This window comes from Bradyrhizobium sp. SYSU BS000235 (assembly GCF_049747295.1).
GTDB lineage: Bacteria > Pseudomonadota > Alphaproteobacteria > Rhizobiales > Xanthobacteraceae > Afipia.
Genome location: NZ_JBMHJM010000001.1, coordinates 4261213 through 4277445 on the forward strand (window position 1 = coordinate 4261213; position 16233 = coordinate 4277445).

General features: G+C 58.7%; 12 protein-coding genes. 9 read left to right on the forward strand and 3 right to left on the reverse strand.

Translation table 11 applies throughout. The features are described 5' to 3' along the window. Window positions 1-126 precede the first annotated feature (126 nt). Window positions 127-1749, reverse strand: coding sequence for an arylsulfatase (locus ACP0KA_RS19965; protein WP_424630460.1), 1623 nt, complete (start codon window positions 1747-1749; stop codon window positions 127-129). Window positions 1750-2205: 456 nt separating this feature from the next. Here ACP0KA_RS19965 and ACP0KA_RS19970 point away from each other — a divergent pair, with 456 nt between their 5' ends. The 5 genes from ACP0KA_RS19970 (at window position 2206) to ACP0KA_RS19990 (ending at window position 7153) form a co-directional block, all read left to right on the forward strand. Beyond that, window positions 2206-4518, forward strand: a complete 2313-nt coding sequence (locus ACP0KA_RS19970; protein ID WP_424630461.1) for an arylsulfatase — start codon at window positions 2206-2208, stop codon at window positions 4516-4518. Window positions 4519-4786: 268 nt separating this feature from the next. Next, complete coding sequence (locus ACP0KA_RS19975; protein ID WP_424630462.1) at window positions 4787-5185, forward strand: hypothetical protein; 399 nt, start codon at window positions 4787-4789, stop codon at window positions 5183-5185. A gap of 49 nt (window positions 5186-5234) precedes the next feature. Continuing rightward, complete coding sequence (locus ACP0KA_RS19980) at window positions 5235-5567, forward strand: hypothetical protein (protein ID WP_424630463.1); 333 nt, start codon at window positions 5235-5237, stop codon at window positions 5565-5567. Between the two features lie 254 nt (window positions 5568-5821). Next, a complete protein-coding gene (locus tag ACP0KA_RS19985; RefSeq protein WP_424630464.1) occupies window positions 5822-6586 on the forward strand; it encodes a hypothetical protein in 765 nt (254 codons plus the stop codon). Window positions 6587-6850: 264 nt separating this feature from the next. Next, window positions 6851-7153, forward strand: coding sequence for a hypothetical protein (locus tag ACP0KA_RS19990; RefSeq protein WP_424630465.1), 303 nt, complete (start codon window positions 6851-6853; stop codon window positions 7151-7153). A 54-nt stretch (window positions 7154-7207) separates the two neighbouring features. Here ACP0KA_RS19990 and ACP0KA_RS19995 read toward each other — a convergent pair whose 3' ends face one another. Both ACP0KA_RS19995 and ACP0KA_RS20000 read right to left on the reverse strand, forming a co-directional pair. After that, window positions 7208-8455: an MFS transporter gene (locus ACP0KA_RS19995; protein WP_424630466.1), complete on the reverse strand. Its 1248-nt coding sequence runs from the start codon at window positions 8453-8455 to the stop codon at window positions 7208-7210. Window positions 8456-8881: 426 nt separating this feature from the next. Further along, the gene (locus ACP0KA_RS20000; RefSeq protein ID WP_424630467.1) at window positions 8882-10093 is read right to left on the reverse strand and encodes an OpgC domain-containing protein; all 1212 of its coding nucleotides are present in this window, start codon (window positions 10091-10093) and stop codon (window positions 8882-8884) included. A 339-nt stretch (window positions 10094-10432) separates the two neighbouring features. Between ACP0KA_RS20000 and ACP0KA_RS20005 the strand changes: the two genes are divergently transcribed. The 4 genes from ACP0KA_RS20005 (at window position 10433) to ACP0KA_RS20020 (ending at window position 16232) form a co-directional block, all read left to right on the forward strand. Continuing rightward, the gene (locus ACP0KA_RS20005) at window positions 10433-10579 is read left to right on the forward strand and encodes a hypothetical protein (RefSeq protein ID WP_424630468.1); all 147 of its coding nucleotides are present in this window, start codon (window positions 10433-10435) and stop codon (window positions 10577-10579) included. 309 nt (window positions 10580-10888) lie between these two features. Beyond that, window positions 10889-12349 carry a cytochrome c peroxidase gene (locus ACP0KA_RS20010; RefSeq protein ID WP_424630469.1) on the forward strand — a complete coding sequence of 487 codons (1461 nt, stop codon included), beginning with the start codon at window positions 10889-10891 and terminating at the stop codon, window positions 12347-12349. Window positions 12350-12685: 336 nt separating this feature from the next. After that, window positions 12686-14485 (forward strand): alkaline phosphatase family protein, encoded by a 1800-nt coding sequence (locus ACP0KA_RS20015; protein WP_424630470.1) that lies wholly within the window; start codon window positions 12686-12688, stop codon window positions 14483-14485. Between the two features lie 556 nt (window positions 14486-15041). After that, window positions 15042-16232: a serine hydrolase domain-containing protein gene (locus ACP0KA_RS20020; RefSeq protein WP_424630471.1), complete on the forward strand. Its 1191-nt coding sequence runs from the start codon at window positions 15042-15044 to the stop codon at window positions 16230-16232. Window position 16233 lies beyond the last annotated feature (1 nt).

Genomic DNA, 16233 nt, shown 5'->3' on the forward strand with positions numbered 1-16233 from the left:
TTCTCCATGCGCTGCGACTATTGGATCTTTCGCATCTGTGGAAGCTGGTAAGGCCCGTTCAGAATTTGCTCGTTGGAGTGATCGGGGCCTTACCATCGATGTTGGAGCAAATATCCCTAACGCTCGCTAGCGTGGGTCTCCACCTTCGCCGACTCCGAGCCCGATATCCTTCTTCGGATATTTGGCGAATGTAGCGGCGTGAGCCACCTGCAACTGGAGGATCGCGCCATAAATCCACTCATAGTCGCCGTTGCTCCGTGTCAGGCGTTCTTTCGGATCTCGGTAGATATCGAAAATCCAGGGAGCAACTCCGATCGGAGCGTAAGTTGACATGCTGATGTTGGAGAAGGGCTGATCGAATTGAATGACCTTGAAATAGCCTTTGAAGTTGCTCCAGCGAAGCGCGGAAAAATCCGCCTGATTGTACGAAAACACCGCCTGGCGGCAGGTGTCGCCGTCGTCCGTCAGAAGGAAGCTCTCCTGATTAATACCGTCGATGTAGCGTTCCGACGGAATCTTGCTCTCGACGCCTCCCAGAGCGAGAGACGTATTGAACAGGTCCATGATGTCGAACAACCCGTCGCTGATGCGTCCCGGCTTTATCATGCCGGGCCAATATGCGATCGCAGGTACGCGCACGCCGCCTTCCCAGGTTGTCCCCTTACCGGATTTGAAGGGCGTAAAACCGGAATCCGGATATGAGTCTTCTTCCGGGCCGTTATCCGAGACGAAGAAAACGAAGGTGTTGTCCGCTTGACCGGTTTCCTCGAGCGTCTTTTTGAGACGCCCGACAATGTCGTCCACTTCAACAACAGCGTCTCTGTAGGGCAGCTTCGCGGCGCTACGTCCCTGATAACCGTCGCCGGGATAATTATCGAAGTGGACCTTGGCGAACGCGTGGATCAGATAGAACGGCTTCTTGGCCTCCGTGGCTCGCTTGATGAAATCGACCGACCAGTTCGCAAAATCCTGATCGACATTTCCCATTTGTTTGGGCGTATCGAGCGGATAAACGACCCGCAGGTCACCACCTTTCTTGCCCTCGACAATGCCGTTGTATTCGCTGAGGCTCTTGAATGTTTTCAACCGTTCCGGGTCGAGAATGAGCTGCGGATATTTGGCGGTGTTCATGTACGCCGTATATTCGCTGACCACCGATAGAAAGCCGTGGAATTCGTCGTAGCCGATGTCTTGCGGCTGCATCCCCTTGGCTTCGCCGATATGCCACTTTCCGGACAAGCCGGTGACGTAACCGTTTTGACTGAGCAGTTTGGCGGCACTGACTTCGTCCGCCCAGGGGTTCTTCGTGGGCCGGTCGCTCGCAAGCAACGGACGAGTGAGGCCGCTGCGCGCAGGAATACGGCCTGTCATCAGAGCGGCGCGCGATGGCGTGCAGACCGGCGTTGCGTAAGCCGAAGTCAGTTTTAACCCGCCTGTAGCCAAACCGTCGATATTCGGCGTGGGAGCTCCAAGCATTGCTCCGCCGCCGAATGCGCCGGGGTCGCCGTAACCCATATCATCGACGAGTAGGATGAGGATGTTTGGTTTGCGCCCTGTCTTCGCCTCTAGCTGGCGCAGTTTATTCAGCGCTGACTGTTGCTGATCGGGATGCGGAATCGCCGGCTCCAAATGGTCGGCGACCCTGACTGTTCGATTCCATCCCTTGGAATCTTGTGCTCTTGCGGATGCGTTAACTAGAATGAGAGAGGCAGCGAGCGAGCAGAGCAAAAGGTTCTGGTGGGACTTCATTTCTGTACTCCACGACCTTGAAGATTTCTGATAAGCGCCCGATCAAACCGTCCTTGCAGATTTGGTATCTTGAAAATCAAAGAGGCGCCGACTAGGGCTGCCTCGATACATCGTATGCGGACTGCGTGAGGAAAGAGGCCGCATTTCGCGCTAACGCTCCTCAGTCCAAACAGTTCCCCCGTCATGCTGAGCGAACGGACTCACCGCCTCGTGCACTGTAAAAACCCGAACAGCCGTTGCCGTCCGTTTCTGGTGAAGGTGGGCATCGACACACGCTTCGCGGTGGAAGCGAATCCACGTCGATCGATCTCCTGCGCAACAGCGATCAACCGTCGATGGACGTGGCTCGCAATTTACGTCAAAGGCATTGACGTATCTCGCTGTCAGAAACTGTGTTTTCTTTCATTCATAAACGGAGGGGCGTCACTGCAAATTTCATAAAAAGGAGTGCGCGTTATGGGCGGATCGAAGCCGAATCCCGAGCGAACCTCTTCTGAAAGCGGCACACCCGAGATATTACCCCGGCCTGATTTTCACTTTCCCGGCGAGATTGGTCGCACCTACCTCGACTCCGATCCAGCGCAGTTCCCGAAGATGGTTGCGGCTCCCGATGGCGCGCCGAACATTCTGCTTATTCTGATCGACGATTGCGGCTTCGGTCAGTACAGCACCTTTGGCGGCGGCATTCCTTCATCCACAATGGACAAGCTTGCGGCCGAGGGACTTCGCTACAATCGCTTCCACACGACAGCGTTGTGCAGTCCCACGCGCGCCGCGCTGATCACGGGCCGCAATCATCATTCCGCAGCATTCGCCGGCATCACTGAACTCGCGACCGGCTACGATGGCTACACCTGCATCCTGCCGAAGAGCTGTGGCACCGTCGGCGAGGTGCTGCGTCAGAACGGCTATATGACTGCGTGGATCGGAAAAAACCACAACACGCCCACGTGGGAAACGAGCGCTGCGGGTCCGTTCGACCGCTGGGCCAACGGATTGGGCTTCGATTATTTCTACGGGTTCAACGGCGGTGACATGAACCACTGGAATCCGATTCTGTTTGAGAACAGGAATCTGGTCCCGGCATCGGATGATCCGAATTATCATCTCACGACCGATATAGCGGACAAATCCATTGCCTGGGTGCGACAGGCGAAGAGCATCGCGCCGGATAAACCATACTTCCTTTATGTCGCGACCGGTGCGACGCATGCGCCGCATCACACGCCGAAGGAATGGATCGCGAAGTTCGAGGGCAAGTTCGACGGCGGATGGGATGCGTATCGCGAAGAGACGCTTACGCGCCAGAAGAAGCTGGGCGTCGTGCCGCAGGACACCAAGCTGACGGTGCGCTCGAAAGGGCTGCCGGCCTGGAATTCATTGAACGCGGATCAGAAACGGCTCTACGCGCGTATGATGGAAGTGTTCGCAGGCTACGGGGCGCATTGCGACCACGAGCTCGGTCGGATCGTAGACGCCTGCAAGCAGCTTCCCGGTGCCGACAACACGCTGATCATCTACATCGCCGGGGATAACGGGGCGAGCGCGGAGGGCGGGCTGGAAGGCTCCCTCTGCGAGAATATGTTTTTCAACGGCTTCTCGGAAAAATGGCAGGACAACATCAAGGCGATCGATGACCTCGGCGGCCCGAAGCATTTCAATCACTTTCCGTCCGCCTGGGCCCACGCGATGAATACACCATTCCAATGGACCAAGCAGGTCGCCAGCCACTTCGGTGGCACGCGCAATCCAATGATCATTTCCTGGCCTGCACGGATCAAGGACAAGGGAGGATTGCGCGACCAGTTTTTGCACACGATAGATCTCGTGCCGACGATCTACGATCTGTGCGGCATCACCGCGCCGACGGATCTCAACGGCGTGAAACAGAAGCCGATCGAAGGCAAAAGCTTTGCCGCCACGCTTGACGATGCCATGGCGGACGCTCCGCGCAAGACGCAGTATTTCGAGCTCGGGTGCAACCGCGGTCTTTATCACGATGGCTGGATGGCATCGTGTCCATCGTTTGTGCCGTGGGATCCGAACCGCGATGAATGGGATCCGGACAAGGCGCCGTGGGAGCTCTACAACATCGAGGAGGATTTTTCGCAGGCGAACGATCTTGCCGCCAAACACCCGGAGAAGCTCAAGCAGCTCCAGGAGCTTTGGTGGATCGAGGCCGCCAAGTACAACGTGCTGCCGCTGGATTGGCGTGCAACCATTCGCATGAACGCGGAAGCGATGGGGCGGCCAAGCCTTGTGGGGCACCGCAAGACGATGACGTACTATCCCGGAACGATCGGCCTTCCGGACGGCGCATCGCCGCCGATGTGCAACAAGTCGTGGACGATCACAGCGGCGATCGACCTGCCGGATACCAAGACCGAGGGAATGATCGTGACGCATGGCGGCCTTGAAGGCGGTTACGGCTTGTATCTTCGCGATGGCAAGCCGGTCTTCGTCTACAACTTCCTTGGTGCCGAGCGGAGCACCTTTGCCGCCAAGGAGGCGTTGCCCAAGGGTAAATCCACGCTCGTCGTTGATTTCGCATACGACGGCGGAGGAATGGGCAAGGGCGGAACGATCAAGATGTCACGCAACGGTAAAGCATTGGCGGAGGGACGGCTGGAACGGACGATCCCAATTCAGTTCTCATTGGGTGAAGGTCTGGACGTCGGAATGGATGTAGGGTCGCCGGTGGATTTCACCTACAGGCTGCCGTTCGCATTCACCGGCAAGATCGAGAAAATCACGATCGATTTGAAGTAGCGCCCGTGAGTTCGTGACGGGTGAACGGAACGCATTGATTTGGATCACTAACTTGGATCATTGACCTGGATCAACGAAAGGTCCGCTCACTCGCCGCACTCATGCTGCGTAAGAGCGATATGAGAGACCGCGTCGGGGCAAAGGCCACGTCGGGGGTTATGCCTGTTCGTGCCGATGATATCGATTGGACGCATCCACGTCCGATCACACGTCCACGTCCGATCGAACGGGCTGGCGTCGCCTCTCGGCCAGTCAATTGGAGGGTTTCATGAAAGCCTTCAGTCCGGTGATGTTGTTCTTCCTGCTCGTGACACAATCGGCCTCGGCGCAGGTGGCGGATTTGAACGGAGCCTGGACGGTGGACGCCTCGGCCTGCGCTGCCGTGTTCACCGATGCTAATAACAGGCTCGCTTTCAAGCCGGATGCCGATCTCCACGCGGGCGGTCTCATCGTCCAGGGCAAGCGAATAACCGGCACAATGCAGAAATGCACCGTCAAATCGTTGCACGATGACGGGACGAACATGCGCGTGACTGCGTCGTGCTCGGACGGTGTCGCTTATTCGGACATGACGTTCGATGTGAAAGTCACCGGAGAGAACAAGATCACACTCAGCTCCAAGGAGCCGGTGCCGGTGGAAATGCAGTATTCCCGCTGCACGATGTGACGACCGCGCGGCGACGCAGTCCTGACACCTCGAACGAGGGGAGACACTTATGACACGTCTCACATTGGTTCTCGGAATGCTGGCCGCGCTGGCGGCGAATGATGCATCGGCGCAAGCGATCAATCTGACCGGCATCTATACATGCGTCGACAAGTGCCGGGGAGATCTGCCTGCCCAGATCACGCAGAATGGAGATCAACTGAATATCCTGACCGAGGCGGGCACGTCGTCACGCGCCTGGCCGGACTGGTTTTCGCCGACGAGCCGGATCTGGATTGATGCGTTAGAGGAAGGCGCGGTCTATTCGCCGGACGGCATTCGCATTCAGTTCGACAATGGCACCATTTGGGTTCGAGGCTTGCCGCCGCCTCTGCGACGGTGATCTGTCCTGATCAACATCTCCGGAAATGCTGAGCGCGCTGACTCGATTTGCGCGCCGCAAGCGATCGCGGCTTGAAACGGCGCGCGCAACGTTCCGTGCCATATTCTATGTCATGCGATGAGCGTTGACGGATAAGCCGATGAAATCATCAGCGCGGGTTCAGATGCCGGTAGTGTTAACAAAAGGTCACCAACTACGAGGTGTTGTATTACCTGCCGCTCAGTGACATTTTTCCCCGCGTCATGGAGATCACGATGTCGCTGCTGACCAATCAAATGGATCCGGCCGTGCTCGCTGCCGAGCTGGACGAAAAAGGCTTCGTTTGCATAGAGAATGCCATCGACCCGAACTGGATTGAACGCGCGCAGGCGCACGTCCACGGCCTGGTCGCGCAAAAAGGCAAACGATATTTCTCGTTGAACGATCTGTCGCGCTACCGTGGCACACCTCCGCAGGAACTGACCGACGATCCGCAGATGCGCCGGCTGATGCAGAGCCTCGTGCAGATCGGGTGTCCCAAGGCGAAGCTGGAAGACGACATCTATACCGGCCTGCGCGTCGTCGCGGGCAGTACCGGCGAAGAGCGCTCGCTGCTTCACCATTACGACCGGCACGTGATCACAGTGTTGGCGCCGATCCTGATTCCGGACGGGCCGAAGCGGCGCGCGGGTGAACTCATCGTGTTTCCGAACCGCCGCGGCTATCGCCGGTTCGCGCTCTTCAACGTCATCGAGAAGGCGATCGCCCACAGCACGTGGTACCGCAATCGCATCACGCGCAAGCTGGCGGCAGGCGACCTGCCGAACATCAAGTATCTAAAGCCCGGCAATCTTTATCTGTTCTGGGGATACCGCACGTATCATTCCAATTTTCCGGTCGATACGGACATGGTGCGGGCGACCATGTTGCTCCACTACGGCGATCCGCATCCGGACAGCCTGATTTTGAAGGCCAACACCGCGCTGCAGGCGCTCGACGAGCGCCGCATTCTCGCAAAGGCAAAGAAAGTCTCGGCCTGAGCGCTGCGGTTGCGGGGACATTGACTTCGTTCAGACGGCTGTTCCGCAAAGAGCGCCGCCGTTGGTGCGATGGCGATGCGCGACAGGGCGCACTCCGCCCGAGCGGTCCGGCCCTCATCTTCATGCCCCCAAATTCATGCCTCCAATTCATGCCCCCAGGTAATTTGTTCGAGGTATCGACAGAACGGATGTTTGGGTGGTCTTTTGGGTTGTTCTGCCTCCGGGAATGACAAGCAAAAGCCCCGAATACTTGGGGAGGCTGCGATGCCACAGGACACGCACACCCAACCTGATCTGTCCGCCGAAGATCGCCGCAAATTCCTGGCCTCGTGCGGCAAGTTCGCCGTCGTCACCCCGCCGGCCATTACGCTGCTGCTGTCGACATCGTTGAATTCGACGGCGGTCGCCCAGTCGGCGGGCACCACCGGCAACCATAGCGGCGGTATGACGGCAACGGAACTGGCCATCGCTGCAATTGCGGCCATCGCGGCGGCTGCCATTGCGGCGACTGCAACCACGGCCACCACGGCCGCCACGACAACGGTCGAACGGCTCCGGAAACGGTGACCACGGCAACGCAGCTTTGCGAGTTGTCCTCACTCGCCTCGCAGCGGACCTGCCTCATGCGGCAGGTGACGGCTGACGGATTTGTTTTTGAACGAAATACATCAGCACCACGGACACCATCGCAATCGCGATGACGATGATGCCGAGCCAGTTGAAATGCTGCAAAGCGCCGCTCGGTAACTGGACGATGACGAGACCGGCGATGGCGGCCGAAACACCGCCCGCCAATTGTTGCAACGAGGCGCTGATGGCGTTGAATGAGCCGCGCCTTGAGGGATCGGGGATCGCCGAGATCAGCGCCTGCGACGGGATGATGCGCGAGAAGATCCCCGCGAACAGCACCACGTTGACGACGATCACCCATGCGAGCGGGACGTGGCCGAGATTGGTCCAGACCGGGACCATCACCAGCGTCACCGCGCTGCCAAAACAGAATGTCGGAAACTTGCCGAAACGGTCGCTCGCCTTGCCGACCAGCGGTCCGACAAATATCGTGCAGATGCCGGTGATCAGATAGATCATCGGCAACACCTCGAACGTCAAGCCGATGTTGTTGACGATGTAGGCGGTGCCGAACGGCATCAGCATGTAGCCGCCGGTCGGCATCAGCATGATCAGGACGAAAGCCAGCCAATAGCGCCGCTCGGAGATGGTGTGCATCAGATGCACCAGCGGATTGCGCTCTTCGTTCAGCGCCAGATGATCCGCCACCGGCTTCATGAAGGTGAGGATGACGAGCCCAGCGGGCACCGCGACCGCGAGGATGGCGAAGAACGGCGCGTGCCAATCCCAATGATTGGCAAAGAACAGTCCCGCCGGCAGACCCAGCACCTGGCTTGCGGCGAACGCCGTCGAAATGATCCCCATCACCCGGCCGCGCATTTCGAGCGGGAAGAGATCCGTGGCGATCGCAAGCACGATCGAGCCGATCACGCCGCCGAACAGGCCGGTGACGATGCGAGCCATCAAAAGCATGTGATAGTTGGCCGCCAGCGCACACAGCAACGTGCCCAGCATGAAGCCGCAATAGAAAAACAGAAGCAGCCGTTTGCGGTCGAACCGGTCAGCGAAACCAGCCGCCAGGAACCCCGAGACACCCGCGCTGAAGGCATAGGACGACACCGCCCAACCGAACTGCTGCGGCGTGATATTGAGCGTCGGCATCATCATCGCACCCAGCGGTGAAATGATCATGAAATCCAGGATGATCGTAAACTGCAGGAAGGCCAGGATGCCGAGGACAAGCTTCTGGTAGCCCGTGAAAATCAGGCTCGGTTTGGCGAGGATTGCTGTGTTGCTCATGGCCCTCTGTCGCCCAATCCCGGTGGTTCCGTCAAGGCGCGGGACTTGCGATCAACCGCTCGTTTTCGCTTGATGGCGTGCCTTGCGCACGTCCCGCGGGGGCCATCCCAGTGGACGCGGCTTTTTCCGGCACAGCAACAGCAAGACAAAATGATGACCGCCGGGGAGGGGCAAGACGTCGTCGGAGATGCATCGTGAGGCGATGTATCTCAGAGGTGATGTATCTCAAAAGCGTTCGGTCGACGGCCGCTTCCGATCATTCGCTAGTCATGTTGCCGTCACCGTCTCGGTTGAGGAGCTGAAGGGCATTGTGGGGTGAGGGGGGATTGCCAGAGGCATGGGGCAAACTGAACAGCTCACTATTGTACGCAAGTGTGTGTAATGACGTTGCGACACATGCGTTCAGATCATCGTTGCGGCTCACGCTCACTCGATGCGCTGAACGCCGTCCGTGATCCGGATCACATGCGTTTCAGTGCCGTATAAAGTCGGCACGCCGCGGTACCACGTCGCGATCCACGCAATTCCAACGAGAAGACTGATGCCCGCGATGCCAACGAGTATCTGAGCGATCATGCCGCCTGCCACCTGCACCAGGATCCAGTGCGCAGCAAAGGATAATAGAACGCCTGTGCAAAATACCGGAAGCGAGCGCTGACCGCACAGGATCAGCGGGCGAAGCCAGCTCGAAGCGTAGCCCGGCGAGTAGGGAGGGAGCGCGCGGATTAAGACGACCAAGAGAGCAAGAAAATGGCTGAGGCGCAGGGGCGAGAGATTCGTCTTGTCGATCGGATAAATCATTTGATTCAGCCATTGCGGCACAAATCGCCCTAAAGCTGGAATGTGCCAGGTCATCACGATCAGGAATGCGAAGATAAGCCATGCGGCGGCGATGATCGTAATCGGACGGGATAATGCAGCTGTCCTCACGGCCGGCCCGCCACCAAAGCCACACCAGATTCCGAACACGAACAGCAACTGCCAGGCAAACGGATTGAAGTACCATTTGCCGCCAGGGAACGACGGAAAATTCCAGTCGAAGTGCCGCGCAAGCAAGTAGAGAACTGCAGAACAGACGAGCGCCCAATTCGGCTTGCGCAGAGCGCTCCACAAGACAAGCGGTGCGGCAAGCATCAACACGATGTAAAGAGGCAGGACATCGAGATCGACCGGCTTGAATTTGAGCAAGAGGGCTTGCCCGATCATGACATCGGCCTTGTCGAGAAACTGCGCGACGTTGAATTCGTCCTTGTACATCGGGTTATCAAACCGACGTGCCGTCCGGGCGATTTGAGCGGTAAGAAGCAGAAATAAAAGAATGTGAGCGACGTAAAGCTGCGAAGCGCGCGTCCATAGGCGCTTTGCCGCAGCTATGAACAGGCCAAATCGAACCGCCGGCCCATAGGAAAAACCAATCGAGTAACCGGAGATAAAGACAAATATCTCTGCTGCATCGCTGAAGCCATAGTTGCGGATGGTGAACCAGTTCAGAAAATCGTGGGGGATGTGGTCGAGGAAAACCATCCACTGGCCGATACCGCGCAACAGATCGAGCCGCAGATCACGTTTGCCAGGGCCGACCAGAGCGGCGGTGCGGGCCTCTTCGAGATCTCTCGTGAGGCTTTGACTGTTTCGCATGAGTCTGCCTCCTCACAGTTCGGTAAGGAGGCCCTTTTTTGGTGTTCCGTATTGATGGATATCAAGTCCTGCTGGAATTCAGCAGGAGGGGAGTTCGCGGCACGCGAATGGGCCGCTCACGGCTCGGCGTCCGGTCGAGCGCCTCGAGCCCGGTCGCGGCCCAGCAGAGGGCCAAGGAGACGGTCCAGCAGACGGCCCAGCAGACGGCCTAGGGGACCGTCGTGTGACGGGAGTGCGACAGGAGGGCGCACGGACGCGCGCCCCGCCAGCGGTTATCATCTTGGTGACGCGCGCCTGCAAAAGCAGGCGACAGCGGCAATCCAGGCATGAGAGGAATCCATGTACACGATTGATGAAGGGCCCGACGATCTGAAAGTGGTCTGTCTTTTGTGTGCTCTTGGCGTCGTGCTTTCGCTGGCCGTTATCCGCATGGTGCCCCCGGAGGCCCTGCACTGGATGATTGCGCTGGACGCGGCGGGACATTGACGGCGGAGAGCGGCGCATCTTCGGGGACGACTCCACGTCATCCGCATCCACTTCATCTTGTATGAACCAGCCCTTTGCTCTGTCGATCTCGCGCGGTGGTTGAGTATCCGCCGTCGTGCACATCTGGGTGTATCGCGTCACGATCAAACGTGACCCCGCACATCGAGCCGTCACAAAACAGCAATCGTACCATTGATAGAACGGCCTCGGCTCGAAGACGCCGAGGCGTGCTGCAGGCATCGTTTGATGTCGATGACACGTTGCGGCTCTGCTGAACTGCCAGGTGAAGCAACCCATCGTCGAGCAACAATGATCGAGCAGTTTGCGGGACCACGCTTTCGGCTCGCTTTTACATGTCGTTTTCTCGAGGGTGAGCCGATGTTCGTTCGCGTGTTTCTGTCGGCTGCGGCTGGCCTTGCATCCGTGTTGGTTTTGCAGCACGCGCTGGCTTTCCCTGTCGAGGGCGTGAACACGTCGCTTCCCGTCGGCACCGAGCTCGACGATGATGCCGTCGATCAGCCGCGCGAGCAGTTCCACTCCGAGGCAATCGAAGGTCAGAAATCATATCTGGTGAAGCTCGGAAACATGGCGTTCAACACGCCCGCCATTCTCGGCGGCACCGCGCTGAAGGGCGACGTCAGTTGCGGCACATGCCACATCAACGGCACTTCCAACGGGAAGCTGTTCATTCCGGGCTTGGCGATCCGGCCCGGCAGTTTTGATACGTCGAGCGCGCTGTTCAATCCGAAAGCCGAAAATTTCGTTCTCGATCCGGTTCGGGTGCCGAGCTTGCGCGGCGCGCGTTTTCTCGCGCCCTACGGCAACGACGGCCGAAAGGAATCGCTCCGCGACTTCGTCCGCACCGTGATCGTCGACGAATTCTCCGGCCCCGATCCGGCGCCTGCGGTGCTCGATGCGATCGTTGCCTATATCGAGGATATCGATTTTCTGCCCAATCCCCGCATCACGATCGGCGGAAAACTGGCGGTCGGCGCCAGCGCGTCTGAGCGGCGCGGGGAGGCCCTGTTCAAAAAGCCTTTCCCGCATGACGCGGAGCTGAGCTGCGCGGGCTGTCACATTCCCTCCGCCGCGTTCGTTGATAACAAGCGGCACGATGTCGGCTCCGGCGGGCTCTACAAGACACCGACGCTGCTGAACGCCAATTTCAACGCGCCTTACTTCCACGACGCCCGGTTCACCACGTTCGATCAGGTCGTCGATTACTTCGATCGTTCATTCACGCTCGGCTATTCGGCCCAGGACCGGACTGACATGGTCGCCTATCTGAAGGCGATCGGCGATGCGACGCAGCCTTATGAACACATCACCACGGCGATCCTGCTGCAGGATATCTTCGATTTCGCGAGCACGCTCGGCACCGCCATTCAGGCGCATGACAACGGCATTATTACTCTGACGGTCGCAGCCGTTGGCGGCGATCTGGGAGATTTGATGGACCGCATTCCGGAGCAGGGCGCTCCCGGCGTGTCAGGCGGCGAGAAAGAGCGCGACGCGGCACGCAATGCGCTCAAAGAAGCCGTCGCGATCCTGGAGCGGGTCGGCAGCAATGCCATTGCGGGAAAATACGACGAGGCGGCGCGCGAATATCAAAACTACAATCACTTTATAACTGTCGAGGTGCAGCCCGCTGTCAGCCGCGCCGAACCATGGTCGCTGCTCAATCCACCCGTTCATGACGCTCATTATGCAGCTTTGCGACAGCAACTCGTCGCGCATCACAGGCTGCCCGCCGAATCGGCAGCAAAATAACTGATCGAGTCACTTGCAAAGTCACTGAACGAGTCATCGATCAAGCAAAGCCGCGCGAAAGCGCGGCTTTTTTTAATCGCGCGCGGCTGCTTTCGTAACTCTCGCTTGCATTCGCGATACATCGCGCGCGTTGATCGTATCGTTATGCGATGAATTAAAGCGCGATGAGGAATTTGAAATCAAAAAGCGTCGCAATCTGCAGCGCGCGAGCGAACATTCGAGCAGCTTTGTCAAAATGTCGCACCCCTGAAATACGCGTCATCTAAATACCGGCTCGCCTTTTCTCGCGGTCTCTCAATTTCGAGAGTCGCTGTCTCGCGCATCTGGGGGTGTTTCATGCTACCGCGCAAACCTGTTCGTCATCTTCGTCAAATTCTTCTCTTATCTGCGGCATCGTTGGTGCTGTGCTCGTCTGTCGGTCTCGCCAAGAACGACAAGAACCAGGACAGCGATACGCAGACGCCGATCAAGCACATCGTCGTCATCATTCCTGAGAACCAGACGTTCGACCATTACTTCGGCACATATCCGTATGCTGCGAATAAGCCGGGCGAGCAGACCTGGGTCGGCGTTCCTGCGCCGCAATTCGTCGCTCGCAAGGGCACGCCAACAGCTAACACGCTGGCTGCGAATCCAAGCCTGCTGGTGAACAATCCGAACCGCAACATCTTCGGAGCTCAGGCCAATCCGACACGCTCCGGGCCAGCCGATGCCGTCACCTGCGACATGGGTCACGACTACGAGCCCGAGCAGAAAGCGCTCAATGGCGGCAAGGCCGACCAGTTCCCTGAGACCACTGCGGGCAAAGGCTCGGGTTGCCAGCCGGACGGCACAACCGTCATGACCTATTTCGACGGCAACACCGTCACCGCGATGTGGAATTACGCTCAGTATTACTCGATGAGCGACAACCACTTCTCCACGAACTACGGCCCGACCGTGCCCGGCCACGCCAACCTCATTGCGGGCACCACCCACGGCATCATCGTTCACGATCCATCAAACCCGACGAACCCCAACACTTCGGGCTTCTACGTCAATCCAGCGGACAAGTCGGTCACGCTCGTTGACGCGAACCTGCCGGGTTATCTCGACGATTGCGGTCCCGGTCGGACGTTTGAATTCACCGGCAAGAATGTCGGCGATCTGTTGAACGAGAAGAACGTGACCTGGGGCTATTTCCAGGGCGGCTTCCTGCCCAGCACGCCTGCGAAACTCGACGCGAACGGCAATGTGCTGACGCCTGCGTCCTGCAACACCACGCACCAAGCTCACCAGATGGACATCAACGGTCGCACCTACCTGGTGCAGAACCCGAGCGTCAACAACCCGGGCGTGGACATTCACGCGCTCGCCAGGGACTACAGCACTGGCGTTACGCCGTTCATGAAGTTCGCAAGCACGCGCAACCCGCACCATCTGCGGCCGACCTCGCCGGAGATGATCGGCAAGGCCGACCAAGCCAACCACATGTACGATATCTCGGACTTCTTTACGTCGCTGAACGCCGGCTCATTGCCGTCGGTGAGCTACGTCAAGGCGCCGGTCTATCAGTACGGCCACCCATCCAGCTCCGATCCGCTCGTGGAACAGGCCTTCGTCGTGCAGACCATCAACGCGGTCCAGCAGTCTCAATTCTGGAAGGACACCGCGGTCGTCATCGTGTGGGATGACTCCGATGGCTGGTACGATCACGTCATGCCTCCGGTCCTGACCCCGTCGGCGACCCCGCTCGACTTCCTGTTCGGACCCGGCAATTGCGGCACGCCGAAGCCCGGTGCTGAACAGGCGCGCTGCGGTCTCGGCCCGCGTCAGCCTCTGCTCGTGATCTCGCCATATGCGAAGTCGAACTTCGTCGATCACACCCTGACTCACCAGGCCTCGGTGCTTCGCTTCATCGAGGACAACTGGAAGCTCGGCTTCATCGATGGCCCGGTTGCTCCGCCGGAAGGTCAGGGCTCCACTGACCGCACTGCCAACTCGCTCACCAACATGTTCGACTTCAAGGCCAAGCCGAACCTGGTTCCTCTCATTCTTGACCCAGTCACCGGTACGGTTGTTTCGGGTGGCGACGTCGCGAGCAACGACAACGGCCAGGGCAAAGACAACGGCAAAGCCAACGGCAAGAACAAGTAACGATCACGTTCGTCACCACGAACGCGATCACTGAGACGATTGAACTCAAGACCATTGGCCCGCCGCCGGCATTGCCCGCGGCGGGCCTTTGCGTCGTTGGCCATTGCATCATCGACGGCGGCGATGAGTGCCAACGATCTCAGCCGACGATAATACGCTCGCTGGTACGAGCCCCTACGTCACAGATGAAGGATCAAGTGTCAGCACCGCTGACGTGAATTAGGAAAAAAAGATGTGGCGTGGTGCTTTGCAATTCAAATTGGGAAATGCCTAGCCGACCACAAAAAATCGGCCTACTCTCCATGACGCTCGGTCGAAGTTCGACACAGACTTTTCGAAAGAATTTTCGATAGATCTGGAGCCATCTCATGATCAAAACGCCAATCGCTATTGCTGTCGGGGCCGTGACGGGACCTTCGCTGTGCAACTGACGTTGGGACAAGCCAACTGGTGCCCAACACGTTGAAGCGGTTGCATCGTTCCTCGCGGACCGCGAGCGGCATGACGAGAGGAAGGAGGATCACAAACTTCGCCAACCTGAACGGGAGAAACGTCGATGGGTAACGACCTGAGAAGCACATGTGACGGGATTTTGCAGAGGACTGCGACCGGTGTTCCCGGCGTGGTGGCGATGATCACCGACCGCTCGGGTAACATCTACGAGGGTGCCGCCGGCAGGCGCAGCCTTGGCGGCAGTCAGCCAATGACGACCGATACCGTCTTCGCCATCTACTCGACCACGAAAGCAATCACCGGCACAGCGGTCCTGCAATGCGTCGAGGAAGGCAGGCTCGACCTTGATGCTCCGGCCAAAAACTACGCCCCCGACATTGGCAAGCTCGAAGTGCTCGACGGGTTCGATGCCGACGGGACGCCGATGCTCCGGGCGCCGAAGCGCGATATCACCACGCGCATGCTGATGCTGCACACCGCTGGTTTCGGCTACGACTTCTTCAATACGACGTACTTCCGCCTGGCGCAGGAGCGCGGCCAACCCAGTGTGATTACCTGCTCAAGGGCCTCAATGATGACGCCGCTGCTGTTCGATCCCGGCGACAAATGGGAATACGGCAGCAACATCGATTGGTGCGGGCAAGTCGTCGAGGGGATCCGCGGTAAGCGGCTGGGCGAGGTTCTGGCTGAGCGGGTCTTTGCACCGCTTGGCATCAAGGACATGTGCTTTTCATTGAACTCCTCGATGCGCGAGCGCCTCGCCACCATGCACCAACGCGAGGCCGACGGATCACTCACCCCACTTCCTGACATGCAATTGCCGGCCGAGCCGGAAGTCGATATGGGCGGTCACGGACTCCACGCTTCGATCGGCGAGTACATGAAATTTATCCGCATGTGGCTGAACGACGGAGCGGGTCCGGAGGGCCGCGTGCTCAACACAGAGACGGTCGAGGCTGCCGTCCGCAACGGCCTGCAAGCTCATCAGACCGTCACGGTGCTGCCCGGCGTGATTCCGAGCATATCGAACGATGCCGAGTTTTTCCCCGGCCTCAAGAAATCCTGGTCCTACACTTTCATGGTGAACGACGAAGATGCGCCGACCGGGCGACCGGCCGGAGCGCTCGGCTGGGCTGGGCTTCCCAACCTGTTCTACTGGATCGATCGAAAGAACGGGTTCGGCGGATATTGGGCGACGCAAATCCTGCCGTTCGCCGATCCGATCTCGTTCGGCGGCTACATGGATTTCGAGACGGCCGCCTATGGAGCACGGGAGGCGCGCGCAGCGGCCTAGA

Bases quoted from the DNA above. Each gene is read 5' to 3' on its own strand.
- ACP0KA_RS19965 (WP_424630460.1), bottom strand. From the start codon at position 1,749: ATGAAGTCCCACCAGAACCTTTTGCTCTGCTCGCTCGCTGCCTCTCTC.
- ACP0KA_RS19970 (WP_424630461.1), top strand. From the start codon at position 2,206: ATGGGCGGATCGAAGCCGAATCCCGAGCGAACCTCTTCTGAAAGCGGC.
- ACP0KA_RS19975 (WP_424630462.1), top strand. From the start codon at position 4,787: ATGAAAGCCTTCAGTCCGGTGATGTTGTTCTTCCTGCTCGTGACACAA.
- ACP0KA_RS19980 (WP_424630463.1), top strand. From the start codon at position 5,235: ATGACACGTCTCACATTGGTTCTCGGAATGCTGGCCGCGCTGGCGGCG.
- ACP0KA_RS19985 (WP_424630464.1), top strand. From the start codon at position 5,822: ATGTCGCTGCTGACCAATCAAATGGATCCGGCCGTGCTCGCTGCCGAG.
- ACP0KA_RS19990 (WP_424630465.1), top strand. From the start codon at position 6,851: ATGCCACAGGACACGCACACCCAACCTGATCTGTCCGCCGAAGATCGC.
- ACP0KA_RS19995 (WP_424630466.1), bottom strand. From the start codon at position 8,455: ATGAGCAACACAGCAATCCTCGCCAAACCGAGCCTGATTTTCACGGGC.
- ACP0KA_RS20000 (WP_424630467.1), bottom strand. From the start codon at position 10,093: ATGCGAAACAGTCAAAGCCTCACGAGAGATCTCGAAGAGGCCCGCACC.
- ACP0KA_RS20005 (WP_424630468.1), top strand. From the start codon at position 10,433: ATGTACACGATTGATGAAGGGCCCGACGATCTGAAAGTGGTCTGTCTT.
- ACP0KA_RS20010 (WP_424630469.1), top strand. From the start codon at position 10,889: ATGATCGAGCAGTTTGCGGGACCACGCTTTCGGCTCGCTTTTACATGT.
- ACP0KA_RS20015 (WP_424630470.1), top strand. From the start codon at position 12,686: ATGCTACCGCGCAAACCTGTTCGTCATCTTCGTCAAATTCTTCTCTTA.
- ACP0KA_RS20020 (WP_424630471.1), top strand. From the start codon at position 15,042: ATGGGTAACGACCTGAGAAGCACATGTGACGGGATTTTGCAGAGGACT.